A 17,988-nucleotide genomic window follows, 5' to 3' on the forward strand; every position below is an offset into this window, starting at 1 on the left:
GGCGCTCTTGATCAACAAGCGCTGACGGAGTACCTATGTTCGACCCTGACCGCCTCATCATTTTCGACACCACCCTGCGCGACGGCGAGCAATCGCCGGGCGCCTCGATGACCAAGGACGAGAAGGTGCGCATCGCGCGCCAGCTCGAGCGGCTCCGGGTCGACGTCATCGAAGCCGGCTTTGCCGCCGCTTCGCCCGGCGACTTCGACGCCATCCGCGCCATCTCGCTGGCCGTGCGCGACTCCACCATCTGCTCGCTCTCGCGCGCCAACGACCGCGACATCGCCCGCGCCGCCGAGGCGCTGGCCCCGGCCGAACGCAAGCGCATCCACACCTTCATCGCCACCTCGCCGCTGCACATGAAGATGAAGCTGCGCATGGAGCCGGAGCAGGTGCTGGAACAGGCAATCCAGGCGATCCGCTACGCCCGCAACCATGTCGACGACATTGAATTCTCGCCCGAGGACGGCAGCCGCTCGGAAGAGGATTTCCTCTGCCGCGTGCTGGAAGCCGTGATCCGCGAAGGCGCCACCACCATCAACTTCCCCGACACGGTCGGCTACGCCACGCCCGAAGTGTTCGGCGAAACCATCCGCCGCCTGCGCGAGCGCATACCGAATTCCGACAAGGCCATCTGGTCGGTGCACTGCCATAACGATCTTGGCCTGGCGGTGGCCAATTCGCTGGCCGGTGTTGCCATCGGCGGCGCGCGCCAGATCGAGTGCACGATCAATGGCCTGGGCGAGCGGGCAGGGAACACGGCGCTGGAAGAAGTCGTGATGGCCCTGCGCACCCGCGCCGACTACTACAAGCTCACGGTCGGCATCGACACCACGCAAATCGTACCGGCTTCCAAAATGGTCTCGCAGATCACCGGCTTTGCGGTGCAGCCGAACAAGGCGGTGGTCGGCGCGAACGCCTTTGCCCACGCCTCGGGCATCCACCAGGACGGCATTTTGAAGGCACGCGAGACCTACGAGATCATGCGCGCCGAAGACGTCGGCTGGCACGCGAATAAAATCGTGCTCGGCAAACTTTCGGGCCGCAACGCCTTCAAAGCGCGGCTGGCGGACCTGGGCATTGCGCTCGAATCCGAGGCCGAGGTGAACGCCGCTTTTGCCCGCTTCAAGGAACTGGCAGACAGGAAGAGCGAGATCTTCGACGAAGACATCATGGCGCTGGTATCGGCCGAGGACCACGCGCAGGAGGGCGAGTACTTCCGCTTCGTGTCGCTGGCGCAGCACTCGGAGACGGGCGAGCTGCCGCATGCGCGCGTCGTGTTCTCGATCGACGGCACGGAGTTCGACTGCGAGGGCTCGGGCGACGGGCCGGTCGACGCCACGGTGAACGCCATCGAAAGCCAGGCCAAAACGGGCGCCGACCTGATCCTGTTCTCGATTAATGCGATCAGCAACGGCACCCAGTCGCAGGGCGAAGTGACGATGCGGCTCGCGCGCGAGGGGCGCATCGTGAACGGCGTCGGGGCCGATCCGGACATCGTCGTGGCCTCGGCCAAGGCGTATTTGTCGGGGCTGAACAAGCTGCACTCGAAGGTGGAGCGGGTGAATCCGCAGCTTTGATTTTTTTGTGCTGGTGGGGCTGTTGCCTGCAGGGCTAGTGGTCGGTTTGATCCGCGTGGGCACGGGTGCCCACCCTACGGATGACGTTATCTGCGAGATCATGCGAAACCCGGATACGTAGCGGTTCTCGTAGGGTGGGCACTCTGTGCCCACGCGGATCATGCGGACCAATACCGCTCCAGGCAACAGCCCCACCCCGCCAGCACTGGAGCTTCTCAAGCTCATGTGCGCCACTCCCAAGCCCCGGCCAATATACTCGGGGCATGAACAAACTCATCTACTGCGCCTTCGCCGTGCTGCTGGCAGCCAGCATCGCCGCCTGCTCGCCGCTCGCGGTCGTGAATGCCGTCACCCCCGCCGGCGCCGTGCAAACCACCGCATCGATCCGCTACGGCAGCGACCCACGCAACATGCTCGACGTCTACCGTCCCTCGGCAAACGCGAACAAGGCCCCCGTCATCGTCTTTTTCTTCGGCGGTAACTGGGTCAGCGGCAAGCGCGAGGATTATGCCTTTGTCGGCCGCGCCCTGGCCGCACGCGGCTTCGTGGTGGTCATCCCCGATTACCGCCTGTATCCGCAAGTGCGCTACCCGGACTTCCTCGTCGACAGCGCGCAGGCACTCGCCTGGACCGCACGCGAGATCGCGGCCCAGGGCGGCGATCCGAACAACATGTTCGTGATGGGCCACAGCGCCGGCGCCTATAACGCCGCCATGCTGGCGCTCGATCCGCGCTGGCTGGGCCAGCAGGGCCTCAAGCCCGGGATGCTGCGCGGCTGGATCGGCCTGGCCGGTCCCTACGATTTCCTGCCGGTGCAGAACCGCACCACGCAGCCCGTCTTCAGCGCGCCGAATACGCCGCCCGACTCGCAGCCGGTCAGCCATGTCAGCGCATCCTCGCCGCCGGCACTCCTGATCGCCGCGAACGACGACAATCTGGTCAACCCCGCGCGCAACACAGGCGGCATGGCGAACAGGCTGCGCGCCGCCCACGTGCCGGTGCGCGAGCTGTATTACGACGGCGTCACCCACACCACGCTGGTCGCCTCGCTCTCGAGCACCCTGCACAAGCTGGCGCCGACGCTCGACGCGGTCGAGGCCTTCGTGCGCAGCGACGGCGGGCGCAAGCAGCAGTAGTTTTACCAGCGCCGGTCGCGCACCTCGAACATCGGATCCGGCCCGTTCATCATCTGGCGCACGATGCCGGCTTCGTCGAAATGCACGTGCATCAGCGAATTCCAGACGCCGGCCTCCTTGTAGCGGTAGGACCAGACCTCGTAGTTGCGCAGCCTGACGCGCGACTCTTCGGCGGGCCGGCCGATGGTGCGCAGCACATCGAGCTTGGTCGCCTGGTCGACCTTGATCGTCGCGAACTTTTCGCCCGTCAGCACCTGTTCGTAGGAGACCATGCGCCCGTCGGGCCCGATGTGCGCCATCCAGGTGAACTGGCCGAAGGGGCCGGTGGCGTACTCGAGCATCTGGCCGCCGTCGAGGGCAGGGTAGCTGCCCGTCGGCTGCCCCCGTTTGGCGATAACGGCCGCCACCGGCTCGCCGACGGACGGCGTCTGGTGGAAGAGAGGCTGCGCGCAGCCCGCCAGCACGAGGCTCGCACACAGCGTTGTCATTCTGAGCAATGTATTCATGGCGAACTCCGCAAAAGCGCCTGGAAACTCCATCATGCCCTAACCCGGCCGCAGCAAAAGCTGGTGACGCCAACTGTTTTCGCATATACTGGCGGGTCTGTCCGCAAGGGCAGGTTTTTTTAATCAAATCACGGTGCGCTGGGTTACGACTCTTGCACCGCATGTGAAAGGTAACATCATGTCCGTAGAAAACATCGACAAGTCGGCAATTATCGCCGACAACGCACGTGGCCAGAACGACACCGGTTCGCCGGAAGTCCAGGTCGCACTGCTGACCGCACGCATCAACGAACTGAACGGCCACTTCAAAGCCCACCAGAAAGACCACCACTCGCGCCGCGGCCTGATCATGATGGTCAACCGCCGTAAGAGCCTGCTGTCCTACCTGAAGAGCAAAGACCTGGGCCGTTACCGCGACCTGATCGCCAAACTCGGCCTGCGTAAGTAATTTTTGCGCCAGACGGTTTAGTCAAAGAAATGCCTGCGCCAGTGTTGCTGTCGCGGGCATTTTTTGTTTTACGGATTCTGCAGTAAACGGCTTAGAGCGTCTAATACAGCCCTCAGGGCAAGGCGCATCGTCGAAGACAGTACGCGAGTACGGCGAGACGAATGCAACGCAGCCATGAGGGCTGTATTAGACGCTCTGGTTGTCCGCGGTGAGGTGAACGACAGCTCCTGAAAATCTGTCGGCAATTAGAAAGGGATTACCAATGTTTAATAAAGTTACGAAGACCTTCCAGTACGGCCAACACACCGTCACCCTGGAAACTGGTGAAATCGCTCGTCAGGCATCCGGCGCCGTGCTGGTGTCGGTGGAAGACACCGTCGTGCTGGCCACCGTCGTCGCCCGCAAGGACGCCAAGCCGGGCCAGGACTTCTTCCCGCTGACCGTCGATTACATCGAAAAAACGTATGCTGCCGGTAAAATCCCGGGCGGTTTCTTCAAGCGCGAAGGCCGTCCTTCCGAAAAAGAAACGCTCACCTCGCGCCTGATCGACCGTCCGATCCGCCCGCTGTTCCCGGAAGGCTACCTGAACGAAGTCCAGGTCATCATCCACGTGCTGTCGGTCAACCCTGAAATCGATCCGGACATCCCTGCGATGATCGGCGCTTCGGCCGCCCTGTGCGTCGCCGGCGTCCCGTTCAACGGCCCGATCGGCGCCGCCCGCGTCGGCTACGCCAACGGCCAGTACATCCTGAACCCGAGCACCACCCAGCTCAAGACCTCGCAGATGGACCTCGTCGTCGCCGGTACCGAAACGGCCGTGCTGATGGTCGAATCCGAAGCGCAGCAGCTGTCCGAAGAAATCATGCTGGGCGCGGTCGTCTTCGGCCACGACCAGATGCGCGTCGTCATCGATGCGATCCACGACCTGGTCGCCGAAGGCGGCAAGCCGGAAGTCGAGTGGATTGCACCTGCCAAAAACGAAACCCTGATCGCGCAAGTGACGGAACTGGCCGCGGCCAAGATCCGCGACGCTTACCAGACCCGCGAAAAATCGGCGCGCCAGCAAAAGCTGAAGTCGCTGTCGAGCGAAGTCATGGCGGCCCTGTCGGCGCAAGGCGTGCAGGCTGACGGCGGCGACGTCGGCAACATCCTGTTCGACATGGAAGCCAAAGTCGTGCGTACCCAGATCCTGGACGGCGAGCCACGCATCGACGGCCGCGACACCCGCACCGTGCGTCCGATCGAAATCCGCACCAGCGTGCTGCCACGCACCCACGGTTCGGCCCTGTTCACCCGCGGCGAAACCCAGGCGCTGGTCATCGCGACCCTCGGCACCGCCCGTGACAGCCAGAAGATCGACGCCCTGATGGGCGAGTACACCGACGACTTCATGATGCACTACAACATGCCTCCGTTCGCCACCGGCGAAACCGGCCGTGTTGGCACCCCGAAGCGCCGCGAAATCGGCCACGGCCGCCTGGCCAAGCGCGCACTGGTTGCCGCCCTGCCTAACCCGGAAGACTTCAGCTACTCGGTCCGCCTGGTGTCGGAAATCACCGAATCGAACGGTTCCTCGTCGATGGCATCGGTCTGCGGCGGCTGCCTGGCACTGATGGACGCCGGCGTGCCGATGAAGGCGCACGTCGCCGGCATCGCCATGGGCCTGATCAAGGAAGGCGGCAAGTTCGCCGTCCTGACCGACATCCTCGGCGACGAAGATCACCTGGGCGACATGGACTTCAAGGTGGCCGGTACCCCAGCGGGTATCACGGCACTGCAGATGGACATCAAGATCATGGGCATCACCAAGGAAATCATGCAGGTGGCACTGGCGCAAGCCAAGGAAGCCCGTCACCACATCCTGGCCGAGATGCAGAAGGCCGTGCCAAACGTGAAGACCGAACTGTCGGACTTCGCCCCACGCCTGATCACGATCAAGATCAACCCAGAGAAGATCCGTGACGTCATCGGCAAGGGCGGCGCCGTCATCCGCGCGCTGACCGAAGAGACCGGCACCCAGATCGACATCACCGACGAAGGCGTGGTCACCATCGCTTCCGTCGACGCTGCCGCCGGCCAGGAAGCCAAGCGCCGCATCGAAGAACTGACCGCTTCGGTTGAAGTCGGCAAGACCTACGACGGTACCGTCCTGAAACTGCTGGACTTCGGCGCCATCGTGCAAGTCATGCCAGGTAAAGACGGCCTGCTGCACATCTCGCAGATCGCCAACGAGCGCGTCAACGCCGTTGCCGACTACCTGAAAGAAGGCCAGCAAGTGCGCGTCAAGGTCCTCGAGACCGACGAGCGCGGCCGTCTGAAGCTGTCGATGAAGGCGGCTGATCCGGCGGAAGCTGCGGCGCAGTAATCATCTTCGGAGCGGTTCGCCGCTCGAGAAGCAAAAAACCGCCAGCGCGTAAGCCTGGCGGTTAATGAGATGGTCACCCTCCACCCTATAAGTTACTAGACTTGTAGGGTGTTGTTCTTTCTGGACGGAGGCCATCATGCAAGACGTTACGCTCATCGGCATCGACCTCGGCAAGCACAGCTTCCATGTGCATGGCCAGGATCGCCAAGGCAAAGCCCTGCTGCGCAAGAAATTCAGCCGCAAGCAGCTGATCGAGTTCCTTGCCAAATTCCATGTTTGCACAGTCGTGATGGAAGCGTGCGCCGGCGCCCATCACATGGCCCGGTTGCTGGCTGGTTACGGCCATGAGGTCAAACTGATCTCGCCGCAATTCGTGCGTCCCTTCGTCAAGAGCAACAAGAACGACTTCATCGACGCCGAAGCTATCTGCGAGGCTGCCTGCCGTCCTTCCATGCGTTTCGTGACACCGAAAACCGAATCCCAGCAATGCCTGTCGGCACTGCACAGGGTGCGCGAAACGCTGGTGCGCGAGCGCGTCAAGGCAAGCAACCAGATTCATGGATTTCTTCTCAAGTTCGGCATTAGCCTGCCGGTCGGCCATGCCGCGATTCGACATCTGCCTTCCGCGCTGGCGGAGCAAGCTCTGCCAGCGCGGCTGGTGGCCTTGCTCGAGCGGCTACACAGCCATTTCAAATATCTCGACGAGCAGATCGCCGATATCGAGAAGGAGCTGGGCCGGCAACTGCAGGACGACGACCTGGGGCAGCGCCTGATGTCGATACCGGGCGTGGGTCCGATCACGGCCAGCGTACTTGCTGCCGAAGTGGGCGATGGCAAGCACTACCACTGTGGCCGCGACTTCGCCGCATCGATCGGACTGGTACCGCGGCAGTACAGCACGGGCGGAAAAAACAACCTGCTGGGCATCAGCAAACGCGGCGACAAGAACATCCGACGCCTGCTTGTCCAATGCGCCCGAGCGTACATGCAGCGCCTGGAGCGCCAAACCGACCGGCTGGCGCGATGGGTGCGCACCATGCTGACGCGGCGCCACTCGAATGTCGTTGCCTGCGCCCTGGCCAACAAGCTGGCGCGCACGGCCTGGGCGATCGCTGCACATCACACGGAATTTAAACGACAAGAGGCCGTCATGCCATCATGACGGCCTCTTGCACTTGCTTTTGAACACCGACCTGGTTTTGCGACTGCTGAAATTGGATGACGTGAACGGCACACCGGCCTGACGGATAACCTGACGAAAAATCCGGCTCTTGCAAGCCGAGCGGTTTTTTAGGACCGACAGGCGCGACTCTCATCGTGGCGCGGAGCAAGTCTCCAAACAGACGCCGGATAGATTTGAGCAAGCCACTACATCATACAAAAATCAGGGTTGCAAAAAGGAGGGTGACCATAGATTTATTCTGGCCACTCAGCCCAGCTTGATCGCCAAGTAGACCAGCGCCGCAAGCGCCAGGCCAAACTTGGTTCCGGAAAGGAAACTGGCAACCACCGTGTTACGCCGATACAGAAACTTTTCACGCCGACCGAACTTGAATTTCATGGGTCTTCTCCCTGAGGCAAGGGTGCGTCCGCGCACCGCGATGCGTCAACGGCTGCGCTGGACAATGCTGCTCGCCGTTGTTCTGGCGCAAGACTTCAGGCTAATCCCACCCGGGCGTCTAACATTGTTTAGAATCAATGGTTTAGCGCCAAAGGCATGTAATGGAGCGAAAATGGTATGCACCAGACTGGTGCAGTGTGCCGATTTGCAACTGCGCGCGGCGCCCAAACTGGCCCGAATCACCCCGCGCATCGCTCAACAGTTACGTAAATTCAATAGAAGAAGTGTTATAGTTAATAATTCTCCAATGGTGGAGCAGCTCGTTCGAAATTCGAGCGCATCCCCGACACTGACGACCAAAACCAGGACCTAATCGATGACCACGAAAGACAACGCAAGCCGCATCAGCCAGATCATCCAGGAGCACGAGGCCGAGATCGGCTCGCAGTGGATTTCCCAACTCGAAGCGATGATCGTGCGCGGCACCAGCAGCTCGCGCGAGCAGCTGCGCACGCATTGCCAGCAATTCCTGGCGGCCTTCGCACACGCGACCAATAGCGGCGAACTCGAAAACATCGAACACCGTTCGTGGGACGAAGTACGCGACCTGCTGACCGAAATTTCGTCGACCCGTGCGAAGAACGGCTCGACCCCGAGCGAAACCGCCAGCTTCGTGTTTTCGCTCAAGCAGCCCCTGTTCGCCCAGCTGACGACCGCCTTTGCCGATGAGCCTGCGACCCTGGCTGCTGCATCCTGGGCGGTCAGCTCGCTGCTCGACAAGTTCGGCCTGTTCACCATCGAAGTGTTTCAGAAAGCCCGCGACCAGATCATCGTGCGCCAGCAGCAGGAACTGCTCGAGCTGTCGACCCCGGTCGTGAAACTGTGGGATGGCATCCTGGCGCTGCCGCTGATCGGCACGCTCGATTCGGCCCGTACCCAGGTGGTGATGGAAAACATCCTGCAAAAGATCGTCGACACCGGCGCCGTCATTGCCATTATCGACATCACCGGCGTGCCGATGGTCGATACCCTGGTCGCCCAGCACTTGATGAAGACGATCGCCGCCGCGCGCCTGATGGGCGCCGACTGCATCATCAGCGGCATCCGCCCGCAGATCGCCCAGACCATCGTCCACCTCGGCGTGAACCTGGAAGACGTCGTCACCAAGGCCACCCTGGCCGATGCCTTCCTGGTCGCCCTCGAGCGCACCGGCGCTTCGGTTACCGTCGCCCGCAAGAACTAATAAGGACAGGAAATACGATGGAACGCATTCCTATCCTGCGGATGGGTGACCTGCTGCTGGTCACCATCCAGGTCGACATGCACGACCGCCTTGCCATGACCTTGCAGGACGACTTGACCGAGCGTATCGTGCGCGATAACGCCAAGGGCGTGCTGATCGACATCTCCGCGCTCGACCTGGTCGATTCCTTCATCGGGCGTATGATCAGCAACACCGCTGCCATGGCGCGCGTGCTCGACGCCCAGACCGTTGTGGTCGGCATGCAGCCGGCCGTGGCGATCACCCTCGTCGAGCTGGGCCTGACCCTGACCGGTGTCAAGACCGCGCTGAACGTCGAGAAGGGTATGATTCTTCTCGGAAAGAATTTGAATAGATGAGCACGGCGACTGATTCCGCAGTTGAATTCGAGACGCACTTGCTGGAACGCGACGCCAAGAAGCGCATCGAGCGGACCAGCCTGCGCCTGCGCAGCGACGAGGACGTGGTCGGTTTGCGCAAGCAGGTACGCGAGCGTGCGGTCGCCATTGGCCTGTCGCTGGTCGACCAGACCAAGCTCATCACTGCTGCGAGCGAGTTGGCACGCAACACGATCAAGTACGGCGGCGGTGGCGAGGCGCACCTGGATAAACTGAGCGATGGCATGCGCCAGGGCGTCGGCATCGTCTTCATCGACAGCGGCCCCGGCATTGTCGACCTCGAGCTGGCCTTGCGCGACGGCTATACCACTGGTGGCGGCTTGGGCCTTGGCCTGAGTGGCTCGAAGCGCCTTGTCGACGAATTCGACATCGATACACGATTTGGAGAAGGGACCGCCATCGCGGTCGTGAAATGGAAACGCTGATCAGCTCACTGAGCACCCACCATGCGTATCCGATCGTGCACGCCAGCGACATCGCGGCGGCGCGACGCGCCGGCCAGAAGCTGGCGCTCGAACTCGGCTTCAACGAAACACGTGCCGGCCAGCTTGCCCTGATCGTCACGGAAGCCGGCACCAACCTGCTCAAGCATGCCGGCGAAGGCATGCTCTACCTGAACGTGGCGCAATCCGAAGGCGTGCCCGGGGTCGACGTGCTGGCCGTGGACAAGGGGCCCGGCATTGCCGACGTCGACGCTTGCCTGCGCGATGGCATGTCCACAGCCGGTACCGCCGGCACGGGCCTGGGCGCGCTGCGCCGCTTGTCCGACGAATTCGACGTCTGGTCGGCGCTCGGCGAGGGCGCCCTGTTCTTCATGCGCCTGTGGCGCGACGAAGCCGGTCCTGGCCTGTGCCGGATCGACGTCGGTGCGCTGACCGTGCCGCTGGCCGGCGAGGACGCCTGCGGCGACGGCTGGGGCGTGGCTTGCGACCCGGCCGGCGCCACCTTGCTGGCGGTCGATGGCCTCGGCCACGGCCCGCTGGCGGCGCTAGCCGCGCACGCGGCGCTCGGCCAGCTCCAGCGTCTGCCAAGCTCGGAGCCCGGTCCCCTGGTCGACGCGGCGCACGATGCGCTGCGCAGCACGCGCGGCGCAGCCCTGGCTGCGGCGCGCATCGACTTCGACAACGACGTGGTGCGCTTTGCAGGCATCGGCAATATCGGTGCGTACGTCATCGATGGCGACAGCCGGCGCGCGCTGGTCTCGCACAACGGCATCGTCGGCCACAACATGCGCAAGGTGCAGGAGTTTTCCGTGCCTTGCGCGCCGGGCGCGCTGTGCATCCTGCACTCGGACGGCATCCAGACCCAGTGGGACCTGGACAAGTATCCCGGCCTGACCTCGCGCAGTCCGGCGCTGGTGGCCGCCATGCTGATGCGTGACTTCATCCGCCGCCGCGACGACGCCATGGTGCTGGTGGTGCGCCGCCACTCGGGACGCGCATGAGCCAACGCATCCTTGCCGTCGCACTTGACAGCGACAAGGATGTAGTCCTGGTGCGCCAGCGAGCGCGCCAGGTATCGATGCTGCTCGGTTTCACCAAGCAGGACCAGGTGCGCATTGCGACGGCCGTGTCGGAGGTCGCACGCGCGGCCTGCCATGGCGGCATCGCGGCGCGCGCCGTGTTCGTGCTCAACGATGAACGCGACCGCCAGATGCTCGAGGTCTCGGTCAACGCCGTGCGCGCGGCCGCCGCCCACAGCGAGGGCGCGGCCCTGTCCGACGCCGCGCTGGTCACCGCGCATCGCCTGATGGACGCCTGCGAGGTCGACGCCACCGGCAGTGCGCCGCTGATCCGCCTGCGCAAGGCGCTGCCGCCGCAGCAGCCGGTCAGCCCGACGCGCCTGGCCCAGATCGCGACCGAACTGGCGGCCACGCCGGCCGGCAGCACTTACGAGGAAGTCCAGCAGCAGAACCGCGAACTGATCGAAACCCTGGCCGAGCTGCGCGAGCGCCAGGAAGACTTGCTGTCTCTTACGCGCGAGCTGGAAGACACCAACCGCGGCATCGTTGCGCTGTATGCCGAGATCGAAGACAAGGCCGAGCGCCTGCGCCGCGCCGACGAAATGAAGTCGCGCTTCCTGTCCAATACCAGCCACGAGCTGCGCACGCCGCTGTCCTCGATCCGGGCGCTCTCGAAGCTGCTGCTCGACCGCATGGACGGCGAGCTGACGCAGGAGCAGGAGCACCAGGTGTGGCTGATCGAGCGCACCGCCACCGAGATGTCGGAGCTGGTGAATGATTTGCTCGACCTGGCCAAGATCGAGGCCGGCCGCGTGGAAGCGCAGCCGGCGCCGGTCGTGGTCGAGAACCTGTTCCGCGCCCTGAAGGGCATGATGCGCCCGCTGGTCGACGCCGAGCACGTCGACCTGGTGTTCGACAACGGCGGCATCGAGGAGCCGTTCGATTCGGACGAGGGCATGCTGTCCCAGATCCTGCGCAACTTCGTGTCGAATGCCCTGAAGTTCACCGAGCAGGGTTCGGTGCGTGTCACCGCGGAGCTCGACGAGGCGGCCGGCACGCTGCGCTTTGCCGTGACCGACACCGGCATCGGCATCGATCCCGAGCACCTGCACCTGATCTTCGAAGAATTCACGCAAGTCGAGAATCCGCTGCAACGGCGCAGCAAGGGCACGGGCCTCGGCCTGCCGCTGTGCCGGCGCCTGGCCGAGCTGCTCGGCGGGCGTGTCGACGTCCGCAGCCGGCCCGGCGTCGGTTCGACCTTCATGCTGACGCTGCCGCGTCAATTTCCCCATCCGGCGCTTGCCAGCACCCGAGATACCGAATCATGACCGCGACTCCACCTATCATCCTCAACGTCGACGACAACGACGGCGCGCGCTACGCAAAGACCCGCATCCTGCAAAGCGCTGGCTTCCGGGTGCTGGAAGCGGCAAACGGCACCGATGCGCTGGCCATGGTGCGCGAGGAGGAGCCTGCGCTGGTGCTGCTGGACGTGAAGCTGCCCGACATCAACGGCATCGAGGTGTGCCGGCGCATCAAGTCCGACCCCGATACCAATTGCGTGCTCGTACTGCAGACCTCGGCCGCGCTGACCAACCGCGCCGACCGCATCCGCGGCCTGGAAGGCGGCGCCGACAATTACCTGGCCGCGCCGATCGAAGCCGACGAACTGATCGCCAACGTGAATGCGCTCTTGCGCATGCGCCAGACCCAGGACGAGCTGCGCGAGAGCGAGGAGCGCTTCCGCCAGCTGACCGACAACATCGAAGACGTGTTCTGGATGTTCTCGGCCCCGGATGGCGTGCTGGCCTATGTCAGCCCGGCCTACGCGACGATCTGGGGTCGCAGCGTCGATACCTTGCGGCGCCAGCATGCGAGCTGGCTCGACGCCGTGCACCCGGACGACCGCGCGCGCCTGGCGGGGCGCTGGGCGGCGCTGGCGACGCATCCGCACTACGACGAGGAATTTCGCCTGGTGCTGCCGGACGGCGCCACGCGCTGGGTGCGCGACCGCCTGTTCGCGGTGCGTAACGCGCGCGGCGAGGTGTACCGCGTGGCGCGCGTCACTTCCGACGTCTCGGCCCGTAAAGAAATGGAAGCGCTGCTGCGCGCGGCCGACGCCAACAAGAACCAGTTCCTTGCGACGCTGGCGCACGAGCTGCGCAACCCGCTGTCCCCGATCCGCAATGCCGCAACGCTCCTCGGCGTGGGCGGCGAGCACGCGACCGAACGCCACGCCCATGCGCGCGAAGTCATCCTGCGCCAGGTCGACCACCTGACCCACCTGGTCGACGATCTGCTCGACGTGGCGCGCATCTCGGAAGGCAAGATCGTGCTGCGCCGCGAAGAGGTCAACCTCGGCGCCGTGATCGCCCAGGCGGTGGAGACCGCCGGTCCCCTGATCGCCGCGCGCGGCCACTCGCTCGACGTGCAGCAGCCGGCCTGCCAGATCTGGGTCGCGGGCGACCCGGTACGCCTGGCGCAATCGATGGGCAACCTGCTGCACAATGCCGCCAAGTTCACGCCCAAGGGCGGCGACATCATGCTCAGCGTCGCGTTGCAGGGCGACGCCGTCCACATCTCGGTGATCGATAACGGCATCGGTATCGCCGAAGACAACCTGCCGCGCATCTTCGGCATGTTCGCCCAGGCTGCGGTGCCGCCGGACCGCGCGCCGGAAGGGCTGGGCATCGGTCTGTCGCTGGTGTCGCGTTTGGTCGAGATGCACGGCGGCCAGCTGCGCGCCGAAAGCCCGGGCATCGGCATGGGCAGCACCTTCACGGTGGAGCTGCCGGTGCTGCGCACGGCCGGCAGCGAATGCACGCTCGACGCCACCCACGAAGACGCCGCCAGCAAGGGCGGCCTGCGCGTGCTGCTGGTGGACGACAACGTCGACGCCATGGAGATGATGGGTTTCCTGCTGGCCGAGATGGGCCACGAGACCTGGACCACCTCCGACGCCAGCGAGATCGAGACCCTGGCGCTGCGCCACCGGCCTCAGGTGATCGTGCTCGACATCGGCTTGCCGGGTGCGGACGGCTACCAGCTGGCGCGTATGCTCAAGGCCAATCCCGAACTGACGCACATCCGCCTCGTCGCGCACACCGGCTACGGCTCGCCCGAAGACCGGCGCCGGGCGCAGGAAGCCGGCTTCGATGCCCACCTCGTCAAGCCGGCCGAGCTGGAAGACCTGGAGAAGGCGCTGCGCGGGTAGGGCGGACGCAGCGGTGAACTTCAGGCCATCGCCGACCTCTTAACGTAACCGGGGGCGCGATCGCGACGCCTGCCGGCTTCCTCAGGAGACCGTCATGGCCCAGCTATCGACTCCCGGCACGCCGCTCGTGCTGGCCTCAGCGCAGCTGACACGCAATACCCCCGCCGAGGTGATCCAGGCCAAAGTGCCGGCGCGCGAAGCCTCGCTCGAACCCTGGCGCCGCCGCAACGCGGTGCTCGACGCCTTCTTCTACGACCTGAAAGTCCTGCACCCCGCGGAAGCGGGAAGACTCGCGCCTTGCCTGGCACGCGAAGGCGCCTTGCTGATCGTGCCGCCCTCCGGCGGCGAGGCGCTGCAGATCTGCCCGACGATTGAAGACTTCGCCCGCCAGGGCGGCCGCGAGCTGCGCATCCTGGCCGTGGCCGGCGTCGGCAGCTCGGCGCTCGGCACCGCCGCCTTCGCGCGCAACGTGGCCGACGCTTTCGGCGAACCGGTGGCGGGGCTGGTCTCGGGCTATGGCCTGGCCGACCTGCTGACCGAAGCACTGGGCGGCTGGTTCTGGTTCGGCACCCTGAACCGGATGCGCCACGCCTTCGAGCAGGTCGACGACCTCACGCGTGGGACCTTGTTCGACGTCGGTCTCAGCGCGCCGCCGAACGTCGCCCGCGCCAGCCTCGACACGCGCACCCTGTGCAGGTTGCTGGCGGACGATTCCTTTCACTTCGGACTCCTGACCGGGCACTCGAAGGGTAACCTGGTCATTTCCGAAGCCTTGTACGCGCTGCGCGACGCGAACGCCGACGAACACCTGCGCGAGATCGGCATCGTCACCGTATCAGCGGCGATCGCCATGCCGCCGCGCTACCGCAAGATCATCGACGTGATGGGAGAGGTGGACTGGTTCGGGGCGATGAATTCGAATCCGGCGATCACGGTGGAGGTGCGGCCGAAGAATGCGTGGCATCACACGAATACCGAGCTGCAGTGTCATCTGCCGGTGCAGGAGGTGATGAGCGCGCTGCGGCGCGAACCGGTAAGCGCGTTGTTGCATTGAGTTTGCGCCCATAAAAAATGCCCGCGCAAGGCGGGCATCGTAACCGGACAAACCGTCTTACTTGTCGGTCACCCTGAATTCGCCATAGGCCTTGAGCTGCTCGCTCACGGCCGCCGGGTCGCCGACCACGACGATCGACTGCGCCTCGGGTGCGAAATATTTCTTCGACACGTCGCGCACCTGCTGCGGCGTCACCTTCTGGATCAGCGGCACGTACTGGCCGAGGAATTCGGGTGGCAGGCCGATCAGCCAGTTCTGGGCCAGGGTGTTGGCGACCGCGCCCTGAAGCTGGTTGCTGATCAGGTAGCCGCCGGCGACGTAACGCTTGTTCATCGTCATCTCGTCGGCCGGAACCAGTTCGGTGCCGATGCGCTTGTACTCGTTGAAGTACTCGCTGAGCGCCGCGCCCGTCACTTCGTTGCGCACGTCGGCGCCGCCGACGATGGCGCCGCCCACGCGGTTCATGCGCGCACCGGCCGAGGCGCCATAGGTATAGCCCTTGGCTTCGCGCAGGTTCAGGTTCACGCGGCTCGAGAAGCCGCCGCCGAGGATGGTGCTGGCCAGGCGCAGCGGCACCTGCTCGTCGGCGCTGGCCTGGATGCCGGGGCCGCCGACGCGGATGGTCGACTGCACGCTGTTGGCGCGTTGCAGCAGGATGCGCGCGGGCTTGGCAGCCAGCGCCGGCGGCGCCGTTTCCGGCAGCGCCTCGCCCGTGGCTTTCCAGTCGCCGAAGGCCGCTTGCGCCAGCTTCATGGCTTCAAGCTCGCCGATGCGGCCCGTGATGACCAGCAGCGCGCGGTCCGGACGGAAGCGCCTGGCGTGTTCGGCGCGCAGCTGCTCCTGCGTCACCGAGGTGATCGCCTCGGCCGTCGGCTGGGTGTGGCCGTAGGGGTGCTCGCCATACACGGCCTGGTTGATGGCGCGCTCCGCGCGGAAACGCGGCGTGGCTTCTTGCGCGCGCAGGCTCTGCAGCGCATTGGCCTTGGCCAGCTCGACTTCATTGGCCGGGAAGTTCGGCACACGGGTGACTTCGGCCAGCAGCGACATCATGGCCGCCGCCTGCGAGGAGACGGCATTGGCCGAGACGAAGATGCCGTCCGACGCCGGGCCGGCCGCGACCGAGCCGCCCATGCCCTGGGCCGCTTCGGCGATCGCACGCGAATCGCGTTTGGCCGTGCCTTCGTTGAGCATGCCGGCCAGCAGGCTGGCAAACCCAGGGTTGGCCTTGCCGTCGGCAGCAAAACCGGCGCCGCGCACGGCGAGCACGTAGTCCACGCGCGGCAAGCCTTTACGGGGCACGACCCAGACGGTCATGCCGTTGGCGAGGGTCTTCTTGACGATCTTCGGCGTCGGGATCGGCTTGTCGGCGCCGTAGGCCGGCATCGGCGACGATTTGGCGGCGGCGGTCGCCAAGGCGGTAGCTTCGGCGGCAAACGCGCTTGGGGCGAAGGCCAGGGAAACAGCCAGTGTCAGCATCAGTTTTTTCATCGATGCGCTCCTCATTTCTGTACGCCGGCAGGCGGCGTGGTGGGTGCGCCGGCAGCCGCGACCTTGGCAACAGGCTTGCGGTCGATGACGGTGCGGTTGTTCTTGACCAGGTAGATCGATGCCGCGCGCTGGATGTCGGCGGAGGTGACGCCTTCGATCCAGCCCGGGATCTTGTTGACGACCTTGGCGTCGCCCCACAGGGTCTGCAGGCGTGCCAGGGTGTCGGCGCGGCTGATGTAGCTCTCCAGGCCGTTGTTCCAGTCGGCCAGCATGCGCGTCTTCACACGCTTGAGGGTCGCGGCGTCGACGCCATCCTTGACGATCTTCGCGATTTCCTCGTCCATCGCGGCGAGGATGGTGTCGGCGTTGGTCGTCGGCTTGTACATGGTGTAGACGGTGAACAGGGTCGGGCCGTCGAATTCCCATGGGCTGGTCAAACCGAACAGGACGTCGGTGTTCAGCGCCAGCTCGCGCCCCTTGACCAGACCCTGGTACAAGACCGAAGCGTCGCCGCCGGCGAGGAGCTCGCCCAGCACGGCCATCGGCGCCTGGTCGCGGCTGCCACGGTCCGGCATCTTCCAGGCAGCGGCGAGGGCCGGCACCTGGGCCAGCGCGTCGCTCTGCTCGACGCGCTTTTCGACCGTGTTCAGCGGCTCGGTGAAGTCGCCGCCTTTCGGCACCGGACGCGCGGGGATCGAACCAAAATATTTCTGCGCCAGCGCGAAGCCCTGGGCCGGGGTCACGTCGCCGGCGATCGCCAGCACCGCGTTGTTCGGGCCGTAGTAGTCGCGGTGGAAGGCGCGCACGTCGTCGAGGCTGGCGCCTTCGAGGTCTTCGAAGCTGCCGTAGCCGTCGTGGTTGTTTTCCCATTTCTGGAAAGCGTGCTGGCCGATGTCGATCCACATGAAGCCGCCGTAAGGCTGGTTCTTCACGTTCACGCGGATCTCTTCCTTGACCACGTCCTGCTGGTTCTTCAGCGTCTCGGCGCTGAAGTCGAGCGTCTTCATGCGGTCCGCTTCCAGCCACAGGATCGGCTCGAGCGAGGAGGCCGGCGCGGTCTCGATGTAGTTGGTGAAATCGGCACGGGTCGAGCCGTTGTTACGGCCGCCGCCGCCGGTGATCGTCTTGTCGAACACGCCCTTCTTGGCGTTCGGCGTGCCCTGGAACATCAGGTGTTCGAACAGGTGGGCGAAGCCGGTGCGGTTCTTCGGCTCGAGCCGCATGCCGACGTGGTAGACGACCGAGACGCCGACGGTCGGCGAGCTGCTGTCGGGCGTGACGATGACGGTCAGGCCGTTGTCGAGTTTTTTGGTGTGGACCGGCAGATCCCACTTGTCGCTGGTTGCCGCGAAAGCGGACACCGACAAGCTGAGCCCGGCCAGCAGGACGGGAAGTTGGCGCATGCGCATTGATGACCTCAAATAAAGGGCTGTACGGAGCATTTCATCTTAGCGCAAGGTCATGTTAGAAAGTAATTATTTTGCGTATGTATGTTGAGGTTAAGCAAGGCAACGG

Annotated in this window: 16 protein-coding genes; 12 read left to right on the top strand and 4 right to left on the bottom strand. The window is 64.6% G+C overall.

From position 1 onward, the window contains the following. Window positions 1–35: 35 nt before the first annotated feature. Window positions 36–1,580, top strand: coding sequence for a 2-isopropylmalate synthase (locus NMB41_RS08345; RefSeq protein ID WP_494382002.1), 1,545 nt, complete (start codon window positions 36–38; stop codon window positions 1,578–1,580). 263 nt (window positions 1,581–1,843) lie between these two features. Further along, window positions 1,844–2,716, top strand: coding sequence for an alpha/beta hydrolase (locus tag NMB41_RS08350; protein WP_494382003.1), 873 nt, complete (start codon window positions 1,844–1,846; stop codon window positions 2,714–2,716). A gap of 2 nt (window positions 2,717–2,718) precedes the next feature. On the opposite strand, the gene NMB41_RS08355 is transcribed toward NMB41_RS08350, so the two are convergent. Continuing rightward, window positions 2,719–3,222 carry a hypothetical protein gene (locus NMB41_RS08355; RefSeq protein ID WP_494382004.1) on the bottom strand — a complete coding sequence of 168 codons (504 nt, stop codon included), beginning with the start codon at window positions 3,220–3,222 and terminating at the stop codon, window positions 2,719–2,721. Between the two features lie 178 nt (window positions 3,223–3,400). On the opposite strand from NMB41_RS08355, the gene rpsO reads away from it, so the two are divergent. The 3 genes from rpsO (at window position 3,401) to NMB41_RS08370 (ending at window position 7,197) form a co-directional block, all read left to right on the top strand. Beyond that, on the top strand, window positions 3,401–3,670 hold the full coding sequence (gene rpsO, locus NMB41_RS08360; RefSeq protein ID WP_494382005.1) for a 30S ribosomal protein S15: 270 nt from the start codon (window positions 3,401–3,403) through the stop codon (window positions 3,668–3,670). Between the two features lie 262 nt (window positions 3,671–3,932). Next, on the top strand, window positions 3,933–6,035 hold the full coding sequence (pnp, locus tag NMB41_RS08365; RefSeq protein ID WP_494382006.1) for a polyribonucleotide nucleotidyltransferase: 2,103 nt from the start codon (window positions 3,933–3,935) through the stop codon (window positions 6,033–6,035). A gap of 136 nt (window positions 6,036–6,171) precedes the next feature. Further along, entirely contained in the window at window positions 6,172–7,197 is a 1,026-nt protein-coding gene (locus NMB41_RS08370; RefSeq protein ID WP_494382007.1) for an IS110 family RNA-guided transposase, read from the top strand. A gap of 267 nt (window positions 7,198–7,464) precedes the next feature. Here NMB41_RS08370 and NMB41_RS08375 read toward each other — a convergent pair whose 3' ends face one another. Continuing rightward, a complete protein-coding gene (locus NMB41_RS08375) occupies window positions 7,465–7,596 on the bottom strand; it encodes a hypothetical protein (RefSeq protein WP_494382008.1) in 132 nt (43 codons plus the stop codon). A 376-nt stretch (window positions 7,597–7,972) separates the two neighbouring features. On the opposite strand from NMB41_RS08375, the gene NMB41_RS08380 reads away from it, so the two are divergent. The 7 genes from NMB41_RS08380 to NMB41_RS08410 all read left to right on the top strand — a co-directional run bounded on the left by NMB41_RS08380 (window position 7,973) and on the right by NMB41_RS08410 (window position 14,985). Beyond that, window positions 7,973–8,839: an STAS domain-containing protein gene (locus NMB41_RS08380; RefSeq protein WP_494382009.1), complete on the top strand. Its 867-nt coding sequence runs from the start codon at window positions 7,973–7,975 to the stop codon at window positions 8,837–8,839. Window positions 8,840–8,856: 17 nt separating this feature from the next. After that, entirely contained in the window at window positions 8,857–9,216 is a 360-nt protein-coding gene (locus tag NMB41_RS08385; RefSeq protein WP_494382010.1) for an STAS domain-containing protein, read from the top strand. Beyond that, a complete protein-coding gene (locus NMB41_RS08390; RefSeq protein WP_494382011.1) occupies window positions 9,213–9,680 on the top strand; it encodes an anti-sigma regulatory factor in 468 nt (155 codons plus the stop codon). Before NMB41_RS08385 ends, NMB41_RS08390 begins: the two co-directional genes overlap by 4 nt. Continuing rightward, window positions 9,668–10,699, top strand: a complete 1,032-nt coding sequence (locus NMB41_RS08395) for an ATP-binding SpoIIE family protein phosphatase (protein WP_494382012.1) — start codon at window positions 9,668–9,670, stop codon at window positions 10,697–10,699. Before NMB41_RS08390 ends, NMB41_RS08395 begins: the two co-directional genes overlap by 13 nt. Next, window positions 10,696–12,045 carry an ATP-binding protein gene (locus NMB41_RS08400; RefSeq protein WP_494382013.1) on the top strand — a complete coding sequence of 450 codons (1,350 nt, stop codon included), beginning with the start codon at window positions 10,696–10,698 and terminating at the stop codon, window positions 12,043–12,045. Before NMB41_RS08395 ends, NMB41_RS08400 begins: the two co-directional genes overlap by 4 nt. Further along, the gene (locus NMB41_RS08405; protein WP_494382014.1) at window positions 12,042–13,931 is read left to right on the top strand and encodes a hybrid sensor histidine kinase/response regulator; all 1,890 of its coding nucleotides are present in this window, start codon (window positions 12,042–12,044) and stop codon (window positions 13,929–13,931) included. The genes NMB41_RS08400 and NMB41_RS08405 overlap by 4 nt, the downstream gene beginning before the upstream one ends. A 94-nt stretch (window positions 13,932–14,025) precedes the next feature. Then, window positions 14,026–14,985 (top strand): hypothetical protein, encoded by a 960-nt coding sequence (locus tag NMB41_RS08410; protein WP_494382015.1) that lies wholly within the window; start codon window positions 14,026–14,028, stop codon window positions 14,983–14,985. A gap of 57 nt (window positions 14,986–15,042) precedes the next feature. On the opposite strand, the gene NMB41_RS08415 is transcribed toward NMB41_RS08410, so the two are convergent. Both NMB41_RS08415 and NMB41_RS08420 read right to left on the bottom strand, forming a co-directional pair. Beyond that, the gene (locus tag NMB41_RS08415; RefSeq protein WP_494382016.1) at window positions 15,043–16,473 is read right to left on the bottom strand and encodes a M16 family metallopeptidase; all 1,431 of its coding nucleotides are present in this window, start codon (window positions 16,471–16,473) and stop codon (window positions 15,043–15,045) included. 11 nt (window positions 16,474–16,484) lie between these two features. Next, window positions 16,485–17,876, bottom strand: coding sequence for a M16 family metallopeptidase (locus NMB41_RS08420; RefSeq protein WP_494382017.1), 1,392 nt, complete (start codon window positions 17,874–17,876; stop codon window positions 16,485–16,487). Window positions 17,877–17,988: the final 112 nt, after the last annotated feature.

This window comes from Massilia sp. FBCC-B171, from assembly GCF_059134155.1.

Coding starts and splice junctions, on each gene's coding strand:
- NMB41_RS08345 (WP_494382002.1), top strand. CDS start 36: ATGTTCGACCCTGACCGCCTCATCATTTTCGACACCACCCTGCGCGAC.
- NMB41_RS08350 (WP_494382003.1), top strand. CDS start 1,844: ATGAACAAACTCATCTACTGCGCCTTCGCCGTGCTGCTGGCAGCCAGC.
- NMB41_RS08355 (WP_494382004.1), bottom strand. CDS start 3,222: ATGAATACATTGCTCAGAATGACAACGCTGTGTGCGAGCCTCGTGCTG.
- rpsO (WP_494382005.1), top strand. CDS start 3,401: ATGTCCGTAGAAAACATCGACAAGTCGGCAATTATCGCCGACAACGCA.
- pnp (WP_494382006.1), top strand. CDS start 3,933: ATGTTTAATAAAGTTACGAAGACCTTCCAGTACGGCCAACACACCGTC.
- NMB41_RS08370 (WP_494382007.1), top strand. CDS start 6,172: ATGCAAGACGTTACGCTCATCGGCATCGACCTCGGCAAGCACAGCTTC.
- NMB41_RS08375 (WP_494382008.1), bottom strand. CDS start 7,596: ATGAAATTCAAGTTCGGTCGGCGTGAAAAGTTTCTGTATCGGCGTAAC.
- NMB41_RS08380 (WP_494382009.1), top strand. CDS start 7,973: ATGACCACGAAAGACAACGCAAGCCGCATCAGCCAGATCATCCAGGAG.
- NMB41_RS08385 (WP_494382010.1), top strand. CDS start 8,857: ATGGAACGCATTCCTATCCTGCGGATGGGTGACCTGCTGCTGGTCACC.
- NMB41_RS08390 (WP_494382011.1), top strand. CDS start 9,213: ATGAGCACGGCGACTGATTCCGCAGTTGAATTCGAGACGCACTTGCTG.
- NMB41_RS08395 (WP_494382012.1), top strand. CDS start 9,668: ATGGAAACGCTGATCAGCTCACTGAGCACCCACCATGCGTATCCGATC.
- NMB41_RS08400 (WP_494382013.1), top strand. CDS start 10,696: ATGAGCCAACGCATCCTTGCCGTCGCACTTGACAGCGACAAGGATGTA.
- NMB41_RS08405 (WP_494382014.1), top strand. CDS start 12,042: ATGACCGCGACTCCACCTATCATCCTCAACGTCGACGACAACGACGGC.
- NMB41_RS08410 (WP_494382015.1), top strand. CDS start 14,026: ATGGCCCAGCTATCGACTCCCGGCACGCCGCTCGTGCTGGCCTCAGCG.
- NMB41_RS08415 (WP_494382016.1), bottom strand. CDS start 16,473: ATGAAAAAACTGATGCTGACACTGGCTGTTTCCCTGGCCTTCGCCCCA.
- NMB41_RS08420 (WP_494382017.1), bottom strand. CDS start 17,876: ATGCGCCAACTTCCCGTCCTGCTGGCCGGGCTCAGCTTGTCGGTGTCC.